This is a genomic window from Mycobacterium sp. 1423905.2 (assembly GCF_001673155.1).
In the GTDB taxonomy this organism is placed as follows: domain Bacteria; phylum Actinomycetota; class Actinomycetes; order Mycobacteriales; family Mycobacteriaceae; genus Mycobacterium.
Genome location: NZ_LZLE01000242.1, coordinates 1 through 13865, shown reverse-complemented (window position 1 = coordinate 13865; position 13865 = coordinate 1). Strand labels below are relative to the sequence as shown.

The 13865-nt window shown below is 64.3% G+C and carries 13 protein-coding genes and 1 pseudogene; 9 read left to right on the top strand and 5 right to left on the bottom strand.

Annotation, left to right across the window (positions count from 1 at the left end; all coding sequences use genetic code 11):
* Positions 1-105 precede the first annotated feature (105 nt).
* Positions 106-1758: an acyl-CoA synthetase gene (locus A9W95_RS15335; protein WP_067414233.1), complete on the bottom strand. Its 1653-nt coding sequence runs from the start codon at positions 1756-1758 to the stop codon at positions 106-108.
* A 10-nt stretch (positions 1759-1768) separates the two neighbouring features.
* Positions 1769-2398 carry a PaaI family thioesterase gene (locus tag A9W95_RS15330; RefSeq protein WP_067414280.1) on the bottom strand — a complete coding sequence of 210 codons (630 nt, stop codon included), beginning with the start codon at positions 2396-2398 and terminating at the stop codon, positions 1769-1771.
* A 161-nt stretch (positions 2399-2559) separates the two neighbouring features.
* Between A9W95_RS15330 and A9W95_RS15325 the strand changes: the two genes are divergently transcribed.
* The gene (locus A9W95_RS15325; RefSeq protein WP_067414231.1) at positions 2560-3693 is read left to right on the top strand and encodes a PHB depolymerase family esterase; all 1134 of its coding nucleotides are present in this window, start codon (positions 2560-2562) and stop codon (positions 3691-3693) included.
* Positions 3693-4763 carry a TIGR03857 family LLM class F420-dependent oxidoreductase gene (locus tag A9W95_RS15320; RefSeq protein ID WP_067414228.1) on the top strand — a complete coding sequence of 357 codons (1071 nt, stop codon included), beginning with the start codon at positions 3693-3695 and terminating at the stop codon, positions 4761-4763. The genes A9W95_RS15325 and A9W95_RS15320 overlap by 1 nt, the downstream gene beginning before the upstream one ends.
* Here the strand turns inward: A9W95_RS15320 and A9W95_RS15315 are convergent.
* Entirely contained in the window at positions 4753-6249 is a 1497-nt protein-coding gene (locus tag A9W95_RS15315; RefSeq protein WP_067414225.1) for an acyl-CoA carboxylase subunit beta, read from the bottom strand. The genes A9W95_RS15320 and A9W95_RS15315 overlap by 11 nt on opposite strands.
* Positions 6250-6293: 44 nt before the next feature.
* Here A9W95_RS15315 and A9W95_RS15310 point away from each other — a divergent pair, with 44 nt between their 5' ends.
* The 5 genes from A9W95_RS15310 (at position 6294) to A9W95_RS15290 (ending at position 10747) form a co-directional block, all read left to right on the top strand.
* Positions 6294-7313 (top strand): LLM class F420-dependent oxidoreductase, encoded by a 1020-nt coding sequence (locus tag A9W95_RS15310; protein WP_067414222.1) that lies wholly within the window; start codon positions 6294-6296, stop codon positions 7311-7313.
* Positions 7314-7324: 11 nt separating this feature from the next.
* Positions 7325-8545, top strand: coding sequence for a cytochrome P450 (locus A9W95_RS15305; protein WP_067414219.1), 1221 nt, complete (start codon positions 7325-7327; stop codon positions 8543-8545).
* A gap of 112 nt (positions 8546-8657) precedes the next feature.
* Positions 8658-9488, top strand: coding sequence for an SDR family NAD(P)-dependent oxidoreductase (locus A9W95_RS15300; protein WP_067414216.1), 831 nt, complete (start codon positions 8658-8660; stop codon positions 9486-9488).
* Between the two features lie 39 nt (positions 9489-9527).
* Positions 9528-9968, top strand: a complete 441-nt coding sequence (locus A9W95_RS15295) for a VOC family protein (protein ID WP_082983119.1) — start codon at positions 9528-9530, stop codon at positions 9966-9968.
* Positions 9965-10747 carry an SDR family NAD(P)-dependent oxidoreductase gene (locus tag A9W95_RS15290; protein WP_067414210.1) on the top strand — a complete coding sequence of 261 codons (783 nt, stop codon included), beginning with the start codon at positions 9965-9967 and terminating at the stop codon, positions 10745-10747. Before A9W95_RS15295 ends, A9W95_RS15290 begins: the two co-directional genes overlap by 4 nt.
* Here the strand turns inward: A9W95_RS15290 and A9W95_RS15285 are convergent.
* Both A9W95_RS15285 and A9W95_RS15280 read right to left on the bottom strand, forming a co-directional pair.
* Positions 10744-11901 (bottom strand): Zn-dependent alcohol dehydrogenase, encoded by a 1158-nt coding sequence (locus tag A9W95_RS15285; RefSeq protein WP_067414206.1) that lies wholly within the window; start codon positions 11899-11901, stop codon positions 10744-10746. The two genes, A9W95_RS15290 and A9W95_RS15285, sit on opposite strands and share 4 nt — an antisense overlap.
* Positions 11898-13124, bottom strand: coding sequence for a cytochrome P450 (locus A9W95_RS15280; RefSeq protein ID WP_067414204.1), 1227 nt, complete (start codon positions 13122-13124; stop codon positions 11898-11900). Before A9W95_RS15280 ends, A9W95_RS15285 begins: the two co-directional genes overlap by 4 nt.
* A 104-nt stretch (positions 13125-13228) precedes the next feature.
* Here A9W95_RS15280 and A9W95_RS15275 point away from each other — a divergent pair, with 104 nt between their 5' ends.
* Positions 13229-13588, top strand: coding sequence for a Rieske (2Fe-2S) protein (locus A9W95_RS15275; RefSeq protein ID WP_067414201.1), 360 nt, complete (start codon positions 13229-13231; stop codon positions 13586-13588).
* Positions 13585-13865, top strand: a pseudogene (locus A9W95_RS15270) (amidohydrolase); the annotation flags it as partial. The gene A9W95_RS15275 and the pseudogene A9W95_RS15270, both read left to right, overlap by 4 nt.

The following is a 13865-nucleotide window of genomic DNA, read 5'->3' as shown; positions in this document are numbered from 1 at the left end:
GCGCTGCCTGGCCAAGGGGGTAATTGCGGCTTCCGCCGTGCATTGACGGCTCGGAATTCCCGGCTTTCCCGCCGTGGCGCAACGTTGGAGGCCGTGACCGCCCACTCAACCCGTGATCGCCTGCTCGCGCGCCCACCGATAGTCGGCTTTACCCGACGGGCTGCGCTCGATCACCGGGCGGAACACGACCGCTCTGGGAAGTTTGTAGCGTGCCAACGACATAGCGGCGTGGGCAACCAACTCCTGGGATTCGGCGTGCGCCCCGTCGGCCAGGGCGACGATGGCCACCACTTCCTGACCCCACCGCTCACTGGGGCGCCCGGCGACCACCACGTCGGCCACCGCGGGATGCGAGGCCATCGCCGTCTCGACCTCTTCGGCGAAAATCTTCTCTCCACCGGAGTTGATCGTGACGGAGTCACGGCCCAGCAACTCGATGCACCCGTCGGCGCTGTGGCGGGCCCGGTCGCCGGGAACCGCGTATCGCACACCGTCGATCACCGGGAAGGTTGCGGCGGTCTTGGCCGCATCGCCCTTGTAGCCCAACGGCACAAAACCGCGCTGAGCCAGCCAGCCGATGCCGTCGTGACCTGGAGACAGGATCACCGACAAATCCTCAGCGGCGACAAAGGTATCCGGCCCGGCGTTGAATGTTCCGGTCGAGACAGCTGCGGAGGTCGACAGGTGGTGCATCTGAGCGCCGGTTTCCGACGACCCCACTCCATCTACGACGACGGCGTTGGGCAAGACGTCGATCAACCGCTGCTTCACGTAGGGCGTCAAAAGGGCGCCGCCATTGGCCACCACCGCCAACGACGACACATCGGCGGCGCCCTTCTCGATGGCGGTGATCAACGGACGCGCGATCGCGTCACCGACAACGGTCACCACCGCGACGCGCTCACGCTCGATGGTGCGCACCACCTCGTCGGCGTCGAAGTGATCGACCACCGAAGCGAACACCACCGACTGTCCGGTGGTCATCGCCGTCATCACGGTCCACTGCGCGGCGCCATGGATCAGCGGTGGCAGCACCATCAATTTCGTGCCGGGTCCCGCGGTGGTGCATGCCGCGATCTCCTCGACCGAAGTGGCCGGCTGGCCGCTGTAGAGATCTCTCCCGCCGAACGACGTCATGAAGATGTCGTGCTGGCGCCACAACACCCCTTTCGGCATACCGGTGGTGCCCCCGGTGTACAGCACGTACAGGTCATCGGGCGACGGCTGGACAGGCGGCGGTTGCGGCGGGCTAGATGCCAGGGCAGCCTCGTAATCGATTGCGCCGGGCAGTAACTCGTTGCCGGAGTCGTCGGCGATCTGAATCAGCACACGCAGCTGCGGCAGGTCCGGTAAGACTTCGGCCACCCGGGGCGCGAATGCCGCGTGGTAGAGCAATGCGCTCGCCCCCGAATCCGCGAGCAGGTACCGCAACTCGTTTTTGATGTATCGGAAGTTGACGTTGAACGGGGCCACTCGGGCCTGAAAGGAAGCGAAGAGCGCCTCGACGAACTCGTTGCCGTTGTAGGCGTACAACCCGAGCAGGTCCTGCCCGACCTCATGGCCGGCCAAAGCGGATCGCTCGATGTAGCAACCCAGCCCTTGGGAATGCAGGTAGCCGGCCAGCCGATGCGACCGCTCGAGGATTCGGCGGTAGGTGTATCGCCGTTCGCCTTGAATGATGAATTCCCGGTCACCGATCGCCGACACGACGCCCGCCGCGACCTCGGGAACCGTAAATTGTGTTGCCAAGCCAGGCATCAACGCTCCGTCACGGTTGGTGGGGCAACAATCGGACCATGAGGCCGGTGGCCTCGGTGAGTAGCGCGCCGTCGTCGCTGTTCATGGTCGCGGTGATGAAGACTTTTCGCCCCTCGGTCCGGCTGATTCGACCACGAGCTGTCAACGGCTCGTCGATTGGGGTGATCTTGCGGTAGTCGACATGCAGATACGCGGTACGCGTGGGACGGATACCGGCCGTGGTGACCACCATGCCGAACAGCCAGTCATAGAACAACGGGATCATGCCGCCATGGACGGCATGGTTCCCGCCCACGTGTGATCGGGTGAAATGACCCCGCATAGTGACCCCGTCGGCGTCAGCATCGGCCATCGTCCACGGCGGCATCAATGGGTGCCCCAGTCCCGGCAACTCGAGGACCCTGCCGGCTGGCACCTCGATCTCGGGCGCTTGGTGCGATTCCAGCATGGCGCAGGCGTTTTCGATGTGCTCGGTGGCCGCGGCCCAGGTCGCGGCGTCCGGGTTGGTCGAGACCGTCAGATCCTGCAGGCGGCGCAGGGCTTCGGCGAACCGGCCCAGTCCGGGTGGCGCGTCAACGGGTCTGACGTCGGGGAAGCCGCCCCGTACAGTGGGTCGGACTTCGGGTGCGGTGTCGGTCATCGCGCCTTCCATGCAGTCGCATCTCGGTTTTGGTGATCGCGGCCCGCAGCAACCTGCCCACTCCGGCGCTCGTTGATACTTAATTAGTTACAGTATAGATTTCTGCAAATCGGCCGCTGCGCGGGCCAAGAAACTGACCTCGACATAAGTAGGTGGTGTGCATGTTCTCGGCAACCCGAGCGCTCGGGCTTGGCCGTGACGTGGCCCGTGAACTGGTGATGGTGGTGCCCCGCACCGTATCGGGTCTGCACGAATCGACCGGGTGGGCTCCCGTCTCGATCCGCGGAGTCCGCCAGTTCGGCGAGGTCATGCTCGACGAGCTAGTGCTGAGCGGCTTTTCGCTACTGGGCGGGGGCCCAGGCGCGTTGCGGGCCCTGGACGCATGCGAACCGGCTGCCGAAGAACTGGCGAGACTTGGCATCGAACGCGTGCACGCCGCACCAGAACCCCTGCGGGTCAGCAGGATACGGCGTCGCCGCATTGCCGGCTTGGCCTACGAGCAGGTCACCTTTGAACACGACCCCAGGCTGCCGAAGACGTTGGCGGCCGAAGGGTTCAGCGGACCGGCCCGAGCCGTGGTGCACGTGTGCCGTCACCGTGACGGGCCAAGGCCATGGCTGATCTGGGTGCACGGCGCGGGTCAGGGCGGCAGCGAAGACCTGGTGTTTTCCCGGATCGGGCGCCTGCACCGAAGGCTCGGGTTCAACGTCGCGATGCCGGTCCAGCCTGGCCACGGGATCCGGCGCGGGCAGTGGCCCGCCTACCCGGACACGGATCCACTCGGCAATGTCGCCGGCATGATGCGCGCGGTGTCGGAGGTTCGGGCGGTGGTGCAGTGGGTTCAGCCGCACGCCAGTGCCGTTGCGGTGGCGGGTATTTCGATGGGTAGTCTGGTCGCCGCGCTGGTGTCCCACTTCGAGCCGGCCGTCGATGCCGTCGCGTTGTACACACCCATACTCGGCCTCAACGCGATGATCGCCCGGCACTTGGCGCGGTGGGGGCCGTCTCGCGGCGGCTTCGGGGAACTGTTGGGATCGCCGGTCGTCGAGAAGCTCACCTCGGTAATTGACCCGCTGGCCGTCGACCCGGCACCACCACCGGCTCGTCGACTCATCGTGGGAGCCTGGCACGATCGGATGGCCATGCGGGAGCCTGCGATCGCTTTGCACGAACGCTGGCAAGGCCAGCTGTATTGGTACGACGGTAGCCATGTCGGGCACGTCTTCTCGCGTCGAGTACAGCGCATCACCTTGCAGTTCCTGCGCGAGGTCGCCGATACGGCGGTGCTCCGGTAATGCCGACGAGCGATCAGCCGCTCGAGGAACTGGGCTACTACTTGTTGGCCGGGGCGGGCGGCGAGGGTCCAGCGACTCTGCTGGACGAAGCGCGCCGCGGTGAAGAACTGGGCTTCGGCACCGCCTTCATCTCCGAACGCTGGAACGTCAAGGAGGCCTCGTCGCTGGTGGGGGCGGCTTGCGCGGTCACCAGCAGAATGCGAATCGCCACGGCCGCAACGAATCACAACACGCGCCATCCGTTGATCACGGCGTCCTGGGCGACCACCATGCATCGGCTCTCCGGTGGTCGTTTCACCCTGGGCATCGGTCGCGGCATCGCGGCAATCTACGGTGCGTTCGGCATACCGGCGGTCACCACCGCCCAGATGGAGGACTGGGCGCAGGTCATGCGCCGGTTGTGGCACGGTGAGGTGATTTTCCACCACGACGGTCCGATGGGCACCTATCCCGTCCTGTTCTTGGACCGTGACTTCCACGAGGACATCCGGTTGGCCCTGGTGGCGTTCGGACCCAACAGTCTGGCCCTGGGCGGCCGGGTCTTCGACGATGTGATCTTGCATACCTATTTCACCCCGGAGACGCTGCAGCGCTGCGTCAACACGGTCAAGTCCGCTGCAGAGAAAGCGGGTCGTGACCCGGACAGCGTGCGGGTGTGGTCGTGCTTCGCCACGGTCGGCGACCACCTCCCCGAAGAGCTGCGGCTGAAGAAGACGGTGGCACGTTTGGCCACCTACCTGCAGGGTTACGGCGACCTGATGGTGCAGACCAACGGCTGGGATCCGGCTGTGCTGCAACGTTTTCGGCAGGACACCGTGGTGACCTCGATAGCCGGGGGCATTGATCACAAGGCCACTGCCGAGCAGATCGAACACATCGCGACGCTGATCCCGGACGAATGGCTGGAACCGTCGGCCACCGGATCGGCGGAACAATGTGTGCAGAGAATCCGCAAGGAGTTCGACTACGGCGCGGACGCGGTGATCCTGCACGGCGCGACACCGGATGAGCTGGAGCCCGTCGTCACGGCTTACCGCGGCAACGACGAGGGCAAAACAGTTACGGCATGATCAGCGTGCGAGTGACCGGCTCGGCGGGGGCCTGCCGGCTGGACAGACCCCGCTGCAGGGACGCCAACAGCGCGTCGCGGGTCTCGCGCGGGTCGATCAGCTCGTCGAACCCCATGTGTTCAGCCGAGCGATACGACGCTTGCAGTTCGGCGTTGCGCAGCTTGGCCGACAGATCTTCGTCGGCATGCGATGCGCGGCTCAGAGCCGAAGCGCCCATGGCACCCATGGTGGCACCGGGATAGGCGAAGGTGGCTACCTGGCCGTCGAAGCTGATCAGCGACATGACCATCGAGCCGAAGCCGTACGCCTTGCGCAGCGTCACATGCAGCTTCACTGTGGTGGCGGCCGTCTGCGCGGCGAACATCCGGGCGCCACTGCGCAATACCCCCTGCCGTTCCGAACGGCTGCCCGGCAACATGCCGGGATTGTCGGCGAGAAACACGATCGGAAGATGGAAGGAGTCCGCGACCATGATGAAGTGCGCGGCCTTGTCGGCAGCGGCAGCGTCGATGGACCCGGCCAGCACCTGCGGTTGATTGGCTACCACCGCGACGGGATGACCGCCCAGATGTGCCAGCGCGCAGATGATGGCCCGGCCGAACAAAGGCTGTACCTCGAACCAGTCGGGTCGATCGAAGACCACGTCGAGCACCGAGCGCATGTCGTAGACCCGGCGATTGTCGCGCGAGACGATGTCCAACAACTCCGGGGTCGGCCGAGGTCCGGCGGTCTGGTCGGCCGGCGACGCGGCCGGGTACGACCATGCGCTCGGCGGAAAATACGACAGATAACGCCGAACCGTCGCAAGCGCTTCGTCGTCGTCCTCGGCGACATTGTGGATCACCCCGCTGGCAAGGGCGACGTCCGGACCGCCCAGGTCCTCCTTCGAAATGTCCTCTCCGGTGGACTCTTTGACCACCGGTGGCCCTGCGGTGAAGATCGCTCCCTGGCGGCTCATGACCGTGAAATCGCATACCGGGGCTACCAGCGCGCCGTGTCCGGCGGAGGGACCGAGCACGGCAGTGACCGTCGGAACCAGTCCCGAGCAGCGCGCCTGCGCCAGCAGGTCGGTCGGGGTACGCCCGTAATGTGCTCCGGTGGAGCGAAATCCGGCGCCTTCTAGCACCATCACCAACGGGATCTTATCGCGCAACGCCAACTCGGCGGCCCGGTAGCGCTTGGCATTGCTGCCCGGCGCGATGGTCCCGGCGAAGGTCGTGAAGTCTTCGGCACCGACCATGACGGGCACACCGTTGATGCGACCCGATCCAGTGACGATCGCGTCGGCCGCGATGTCACCGCCGACGAGGGTGCCGAATTCTCGGAAGCTGCCCGGGTCGAGCAGGCGTTGGATGCGCGCCCGCGCGTCCAGCTTGCCCTTACCGCGATGCTTCTCGAGCCGGTGGGAACCACCCATGGCCCGGGCATGCTCGCGGCGCCGATCCAGGTCCGCAAGCGTTTCCGCCCAGTCCTCGGCTTTCGTCATGCGTCTGTCTTACATACTGGATTGCTTACTGTAAAGTTGCCCGCATGGGTAGCGCCCGCCTCAAACTTGACGGGGGCATCTCCAATCAACTCGCGCGGGCGGCCGATACGGCCGTCTCCCTCGAGCGCAATGATTACGACGGCGGGTGGACCGCCGAGACCAGTCATGACCCCTTCCTCCCACTGCTGCTGGCCGCCGAGCACACGTCGCGCATAGACCTCGGCACCAATATCGCGGTGGCCTTTGCCCGCAACCCGATGATTGTCGCGAATTTGGGTTGGGACCTACAGACCTATTCGAAGGGCCGGTTCATCCTAGGTCTGGGAACCCAGATCCAGGCGCACATCGAGAAGCGGTTCAGCATGCCGTGGAGCCATCCCGCCCGCCGCATGCGGGAATACGTGTCGGCCCTGCAGGCGATTTGGTCCGCGTGGCGCGACGGCAGCAAATTGCGTTTCGAAGGCGATTTCTACACCCACAAGATCATGACGCCGATGTTCACTCCTGAGGCGCAGCCCTACGGCGCCCCCAAGGTCTTCCTCGCCGCCGTGGGTGAAGTGATGACCGAAATGTGCGGTGAGGTCGCCGACGGCCACCTCGGCCACCCGATGGTGTCTCAGCGTTACCTCACCGAGGTGACCCTGCCGGCGCTGCATCGAGGCTTGCGCCGCTCCGGCCGCGACGTTGGTGACGTCGAGGTGGCGGCCGAAGTCATGGTCGCGACCGGTCAAACCGACGACGAACTGGCCACTGCCATGTCCGCGACCCGCAAACAGATCGCGTTTTATGCGTCGACACCGGCCTACCGACCGGTCCTCGACCTGCACGGCTGGGGTGACCTGCACAGCGAACTGAACCGTCTCTCGAAGTTGGGGGAGTGGGACACCATGGGCTCGCTCATCGACGACGAAATACTGTCTACGTTCGCCGTCGTCGGTCCCGTCCACGAAGTGAGCGCCGCGTTGCGTGCGCGCTGCGAAGGCAGCGTCGACCGGGTTCAGCCCATCTGCTATGGCGCCTCACCCGACTGTATAAGCGCTGCGCTCAAGGAGTTTCGCCGGTGAGCGCACCTACCATGGACGAGGCCGCCAAGCTACTGGCCGACCCGCAGTCCTACACCGACGAACCGCGCCTGCATGCCGCCCTGACGCACCTGCGTGCCACCGCCCCGGTGTCCTGGGTTGAAGTGCCCAACTATCGGCCGTTCTGGGCGATCACCAAGTACGCCGATGTGATGGACATCGAACGCGACAACGCCTTGTTCACCAATTGGCCGCGGCCGGTGCTAGCGACCGTTCAGGGCGACGAATTGCAGGCCGCGGCCGGGGTGCGCACGCTGATTCACCTCGATGACCCACAGCATCGGGTGGTGCGAGCGATCGGCGCGGACTGGTTTCGCCCCAAGGCGATGCGGGCCATGAAGTTGCGCATCGACGAATTGGCCAGACGCTACGTCGACGAGATGTTGGCAATCGGTCCTGAATGCGATTTCGCGCAACAGGTCGCGGTCAACTACCCGCTCTACGTCATCATGTCGCTGTTGGGCCTGCCGGAAGCCGACTTCGGGCGCATGCTCAAGCTCACCCAGGAACTGTTCGGCAGCGACGACAACGAATACCAGCGTGGCACCACGAACGAGGACCAGCTGCCCGCGCTACTCGACATGTTCGAATACTTCAACGCAGTAACCGCCTCACGACGCGAACACCCCACAGCGGATCTCGCCTCGGCTATCGCCAACGCGCGCATCGACGGCGAACCGCTTTCGGATATCGAAACAGTGTCCTATTACCTGATCGTCGCGACGGCTGGGCATGACACCACCAGCGCCACCATTTCCGGTGGCCTGCACGCGCTGATCGAGAATGCGGACCAGTGCCGGCGCCTGTGCGAGGATCTGACGCTCATGCCGCGGGCCACCGAGGAGATGATCCGATGGGTCACCCCGGTCAAGCATTTCATGCGGACCGCCGCCCAAGACACCGTGGTGCGCGAAACACCCATCGCCGCAGGCGAATCCGTGCTGTTGTCCTATGTTTCCGCCAATCGCGACGAAGATGTCTTCACCGACCCGTTCGCGTTCGACGTCGGCCGAGACCCGAACAAGCACGTGGCGTTCGGGTACGGCGTGCACTTCTGTATGGGCGCCGCGTTGGCCCGCATGGAAGTCAGCAGCTTCTTCACCGAGTTGCTGTCCCGGCTGCACACAATCGAACTTGCCGGTGAGCCTCACCTGCTCGCCACCACGTTCGTCGGTGGGCTCAAGCACCTGCCGGTCCGATACTCCTTGTCGTGATCGGCCGCCGGCATCTCAATTTGTCCAGAAATCCTGGGCTCGCCGGGCGCATATTGCGTTTAGGCTGTCAGTACTCCAGAACCGTCAGTCAATGCCAAAGGATGCCATCGATATGACGCGCAGGACGATTGTCATTACCGGTGCCAGCGACGGCATCGGCGCCGCCGCGGCGCGTCGGCTCAGCCGCAATGGTGAGAAAGTGGTGATTGTTGGACGCTCGCAGAGGAAGACCACGGCGATTGCCGCGGAATTGAGCGCCGATTACTTCATCGCCGACTTCGCCGACCTGGCTCAAGTGCGGGCCGTGGCGGACAAGATCCGCTCGGACTATCCGCGCATCGACGTGTTGGCCAACAACGCCGGTGGCATGTGCCACGATCTGCAGATCACACCCGACGGTTATGAGAAGACCTACCAGGTCAACTACCTCGCGCCGTTTTTTCTCACCACACAGTTGCTGGACGTGTTGCTCGACTCCCGTGCCACCGTCGTGAACACGACCAGTTCTTCTCAGCGATTGCTTCCGCGATGCCGCATCGACGACCTGGAAAACACCGCTCAATGCCGACCCAGCATCGCCTACGCGCGGACGAAATTGGCGATTGTCATGTTCACCATGGAATTGCACCGGCGCTACCACCACCACGGTCTGTCCGCCGCATCCTTCCATCCGGGATATGTCAACTCAAATTTCGGTGAGGCGTCCGGGTCGCGATTCCTGCTATTCATGAAGAACCGTGTGCCGGTGACGGGGCGATTCACGGCTTCGGCCGACGAAGGGGCCGAACAACTGGTGTGGCTGGCCTCGACCGAATGCGGCACCGAATGGACGTCTGGCCAGTACTACTCGAGGCACAAGATCGCCAAAGCCAACCGTGCCGCTTACGATCCGCACCTGGCCTGCGAATTGTGGGATCGGACATTAGCTAAGCTGGCTACCTAATGCCGCGGCGCCCAACAGACGGGCGCGGGAGGGGAAGTTGTGCTTGGTGTCCATCACGCAGCGATCTGTACTGCAGACGTGGAGCGGTCGCTGCAATTCTGGCGCGACGGTCTCGGATTTGCCCAGTTGTTCGATCACACCTTCACCGGTGACTGGCCCGAACTGTTCGGCGCCAGTGGCAATCAGCTTCGGTCCGTCTTCCTGGGGGATCCGCAGCAACCGGACTCTGGGATCGTCGAATTGGTACAGCTAGCCGGCGCTGCGCAGGCGCAGCAGCCCCCTCCGACGCCGCGGCACGGGTTCTTCCTGCTCTCCCTGCAACGCGAAGTCGACGCGGCGCTGTCAACGCTGGCCGCCTTGGGCTTCACCGACGGGGTGCGGCGCATCACCATGCCTGCACCCGCCGGGAAGACCGTGCCTATGGCGGTCATCACCGCACCCGACGGTGTTCTCGTCGAGTTGATCGGGCCGGCCGAATGAGCGCCGAAACGGCGCTGGTGACCGGCGGTGCGTCTGGCATCGGCTTGGAAGTCGTCTCGCTCCTGCGCCAAGCGGGTCACGACGTGGTGGCATGGGACTTGTCCGGTGCCGACATCGATTGCGACGTCAGCGATCCCGACGCGGTGTCGTCGGCGATGGAGCAGACCGTGCGCGAGCACGGAGTGCCCACTCGGGTGGTCACCTCCGCCGGCATCGGGTCGTCCGGGCTGCTGCTGAAACTGTCGCCACAAGAATGGGAACGAGTCTTGGCGGTCAACCTGACCGGTACCTGGCTCACCATTCGCGCTGCCGCGCAAGCCATGGTCGACGCGCAGGTCGGCGGCTCCATCGTGGCGGTGTCCAGCATCAGCGGCACGGTCGCCGACCGCGACATGGGCGCCTATTGCGTGTCGAAAGCGGGCGTCGACATGTTGGTCAAGGTCGCGGCGGTGGAGTGGGGCACCCATGGCATCCGGGTCAACGCGGTGGGGCCGGGCGTCACCCGAACTCCGATGCTGCCCAACCCCGATGCGTGGCCCGGCTGGGTCGATGGCCTGTCCAGGCGCACGGCGTTGGGCCGCCTGGGAGAGCCGGCCGACGTCGCGGACGCCATCGTCGGCGTCCTGGAAATGCCATGGGTGACTGGACAGGTGGTGCATGCCGACGGTGGCCTCGGACTGCACAGCCCCATCGACGCGTACGGCCAAGTTGAGCGGCTGCTGCGGCTGAAGAAAATCAAGGAATTGCGGGAGCAGCGAGAGAACGCGAAGAAGGCTTAGCTGACACCGAAATCGATGATGCCGCGCACGATTTCACCGTTGAGCAAGTCAGTGTAGGCGTCATTGACGTCGTCGAGCCGATAGCGCTTGGTGATCATTTCGTCGAGCTGGAGCTGACCGGTCTGGTAGAGCTTGGCCAACCGCGCGATGTCCGAGCGCGCGTTGCACGAGCCGAAGATGGTGCCCGCGAGCGTCTTGTTCATCAGGATGAACTCTTGTAGATCGATCTTGACCTTGTGAGTCAGCTGCGAGGTCATTCCGGTCAGCACGCAGGTTCCGCCCTTGCGGGTCAGCTTCACTGCGTCGCGGACGTCCTCCGGGGTGATCAACGAAGGCGAAACGACTACCGCATCGGCCATCACACCGTAGGTGAGATCACGCACCAGGTCCAGCGCTTCGGCGATGCTCGCGGCACTGTGCGTGGCACCGAACAGGTGAGCTGATTTCTGTTTGAACTCAACGGGATCGACAGCGACGATCTGTGCGGCACCGTTGATCCGGGCGCCCTGGATCGCACCCGTGCCGATTCCGCCGGCGCCGATCACCACGACGGTGTCACCTGCTCGCATGCCGCTGCGATTGGCCACCGAGCCGTAACCGGTCGGGATCGCGCACGACAGCAACGCGCTGGCCGCCAACGGCAACTGCGGATCGATCTTCACCAGCGAATTGACCGACACCACAGTGTGTTCGGCAAATGCTCCCACCTTTGCGATGTGTCCCAACTTTCGGCCATCTGCGGTGTGGTGCCGAAACGTGCCGTCAGTGGGCATACCGGGAGCCATGGTGCCGATACCGGCGTCACAGATGTACTCCATGCCGGTCGCACACCACCGACACTGTCCGCACACCGCAACGAATGACATGACCACGTGGTCACCCGGCGCGAAATCTGTTACCCCGGGCCCCACTTCGCGCACGATCCCCGCGCCTTCATGCCCCCCGATCATGGGGAACATGGTCGGCAAACCAAGCGATTTCAGCACCTCGTTCGGCGCTGACATATCGCCCTTGAGGATGTGGTCGTCGGAGTGGCACAAGCCGGCGGCGGCAACCTGAACGAGAACCTCGTTGGCGCGGGGAGCGTCCAGCTCGAATTCCTCGACGGACCACGGACCGCCGACGTCGTGCAGGATCGCTGCCCGGCTTCTCATGCAGCGGGCGTGAACGTAACGGGCAGTTTGTTCGGCGAGCGGAAAGTGAGCCCCACGATCCTGGACTCCTCACCCGTTCCGTCGTCGGGGACGAAAGCCAGATCTTTGAGGCGGTCGAACAAGCTGTTGAGCATGACCCGCGTTTCCAGCCGCGCCAGGTGCATGCCCAGGCACATGTGGATACCGCCGGCGAACGCGATGTGCGCGTGCCGCTCTCGGCGGATGTCGAAGGTGTCGGGATTGGGCCAGCGGCTCTCGTCGCGGTTGGCCGAGCCCATGCACAGATCGACCTGGGCGTCGGCCGGGATGGTCTTCCCGCCGACTTCCACGTCTTCGGTGGTGGTCCGCATGACCATCGTCAACGGAGTTTCCACCCGCAGGCCTTCTTCGATGGCCATGGGGATCAGCGACCGGTCCTGGTAGACCATGGCCAGCTGCTCGGGATGAGTCAGCAGCAGGTACAGCAAGTTACCCGAGGAACGGTAGGTGGTTTCCAATCCGGCGGGCAAGAGCAGGCGCAGGAACGCGATGATCGCCTCGTCGGTGAGCTTTTCTCCGTCGATCTCGGCGGCCACCAGATCGCCGATGATGTCGTTGGTGCGCTTGCGCCGGCGCTGTTCGACCTGGTTGAGGAAGTAGCCGTGCAGCTCGGTAGCCGCCGTGAGCCCAGCCATGATGTCGGTCGGGATGGAGATCAAGTCCAGCGACAACCGCCGGAACATGTCGAGATCCTCCGGCGGCAAGCCCAGCAAGACCGAGATGATGCGGGTGGGAAACTCGAAAGTCAGCGCCTTGACCAAGTCGGCGTGCCCGTCGTTCTTGATTTCGTCGATCAGTTGGTCACACACCGGTCCGATGACCGACGGTTCCCAGCGTTCCAGCGCGGTGGCCCGGAACGCCTTGGCGACCAAGCTGCGATGGTCGTGATGTTCCTTGCCGCCCATCGCCAGGATGGTGTGACCCATGACCAGGCCGATTGTCTTGTCATAGCCGGCGGAGGTGAAGACGCGGTCGTCGCGGAAGGCCTGGAAGACCCCGTCGTAGCCGAACAGGACCCATTCGTCATTTGGCCGCAGTTCCTCGGGCATCTGCTCGTGGTCCATCAACGCGCCATGCCACACCGGATCGGTGCGCCGCATGTACTCGAAGAATGGATACGGACTGGTTTCACCGGTGGTGTCAAGAGTGACGGGCTGGCCGGTTGCGTCAGTGCCGAGCGTCATCAGCGCTCCTCCTGGGGGTGGAATATCGCTATCATAATATAGATAGCAACGTAGCCCAACGACCTGAGTAGCGACCGTACGGGGCAGGAGGCGGTGATTCTTCGGTGGCTCAACGCCGACTCGTGTGCGCTCTGGACGAGTTGCCGCCCGGGCAAATGAAGCTGGTGGACATCGGCAAGTTCGGGGTGGGCGTGTACAACGTGCGTGGCGAGCTCTATGCGATCGTCAACTACTGTTCGCACGAGGGTGCGCCCTTGTGCCTGGGACTACTCGGCGGCACCAACGAATCCGACCCGCATACCCCCGGGCTGCTGCGCCGCGCCCGGGACGGTCAAATCGTCCGATGCCCTTGGCACAATTGGGAATTCGATATCACCACTGGCCGCAACGTTGCTGACCCGAAACGGCGGGTCCGCACGTACCAGGTCGACGTCGCCGACGGGCAGGTGTATGTGACCGCGTGAGCGCACTCGTTATTGATGCCAACGTGCAGCCGCACTTCCGCTATAACGCCGAGATTCGGCGTTATCTCCCCACTACCCACAAGCTGCGCTCGATACCCGACGTCGAACAGCAGTGGTATCAGGCACCGGGCGGGGACTACCGCCAGGATCTCTACGGCGAGCACTATCCCGGTTCGGACCCGGAGACGGTCAGCCGGCACCTGTTCGACGAAGCTGGCGTTCAATACGCGATCTTGAATCCGCTGACCCGCGGCAACATCGCCGATTACCTCCTCAA

What these genes read in the sequence shown, in the direction of transcription:
- A9W95_RS15280 (WP_067414204.1), bottom strand. Translation starts at nt 13,124, where the DNA reads ATGACGCTCGGCACTGACGCAACCGGCCAGCCCGTCACTCTTGACACC.
- A9W95_RS15285 (WP_067414206.1), bottom strand. Translation starts at nt 11,901, where the DNA reads ATGAGAAGCCGGGCAGCGATCCTGCACGACGTCGGCGGTCCGTGGTCC.
- A9W95_RS15310 (WP_067414222.1), top strand. Translation starts at nt 6,294, where the DNA reads ATGGGTAGCGCCCGCCTCAAACTTGACGGGGGCATCTCCAATCAACTC.
- A9W95_RS15290 (WP_067414210.1), top strand. Translation starts at nt 9,965, where the DNA reads ATGAGCGCCGAAACGGCGCTGGTGACCGGCGGTGCGTCTGGCATCGGC.
- A9W95_RS15335 (WP_067414233.1), bottom strand. Translation starts at nt 1,758, where the DNA reads ATGCCTGGCTTGGCAACACAATTTACGGTTCCCGAGGTCGCGGCGGGC.
- A9W95_RS15305 (WP_067414219.1), top strand. Translation starts at nt 7,325, where the DNA reads ATGGACGAGGCCGCCAAGCTACTGGCCGACCCGCAGTCCTACACCGAC.
- A9W95_RS15325 (WP_067414231.1), top strand. Translation starts at nt 2,560, where the DNA reads ATGTTCTCGGCAACCCGAGCGCTCGGGCTTGGCCGTGACGTGGCCCGT.
- A9W95_RS15300 (WP_067414216.1), top strand. Translation starts at nt 8,658, where the DNA reads ATGACGCGCAGGACGATTGTCATTACCGGTGCCAGCGACGGCATCGGC.
- A9W95_RS15315 (WP_067414225.1), bottom strand. Translation starts at nt 6,249, where the DNA reads ATGACGAAAGCCGAGGACTGGGCGGAAACGCTTGCGGACCTGGATCGG.
- A9W95_RS15320 (WP_067414228.1), top strand. Translation starts at nt 3,693, where the DNA reads ATGCCGACGAGCGATCAGCCGCTCGAGGAACTGGGCTACTACTTGTTG.
- A9W95_RS15330 (WP_067414280.1), bottom strand. Translation starts at nt 2,398, where the DNA reads ATGACCGACACCGCACCCGAAGTCCGACCCACTGTACGGGGCGGCTTC.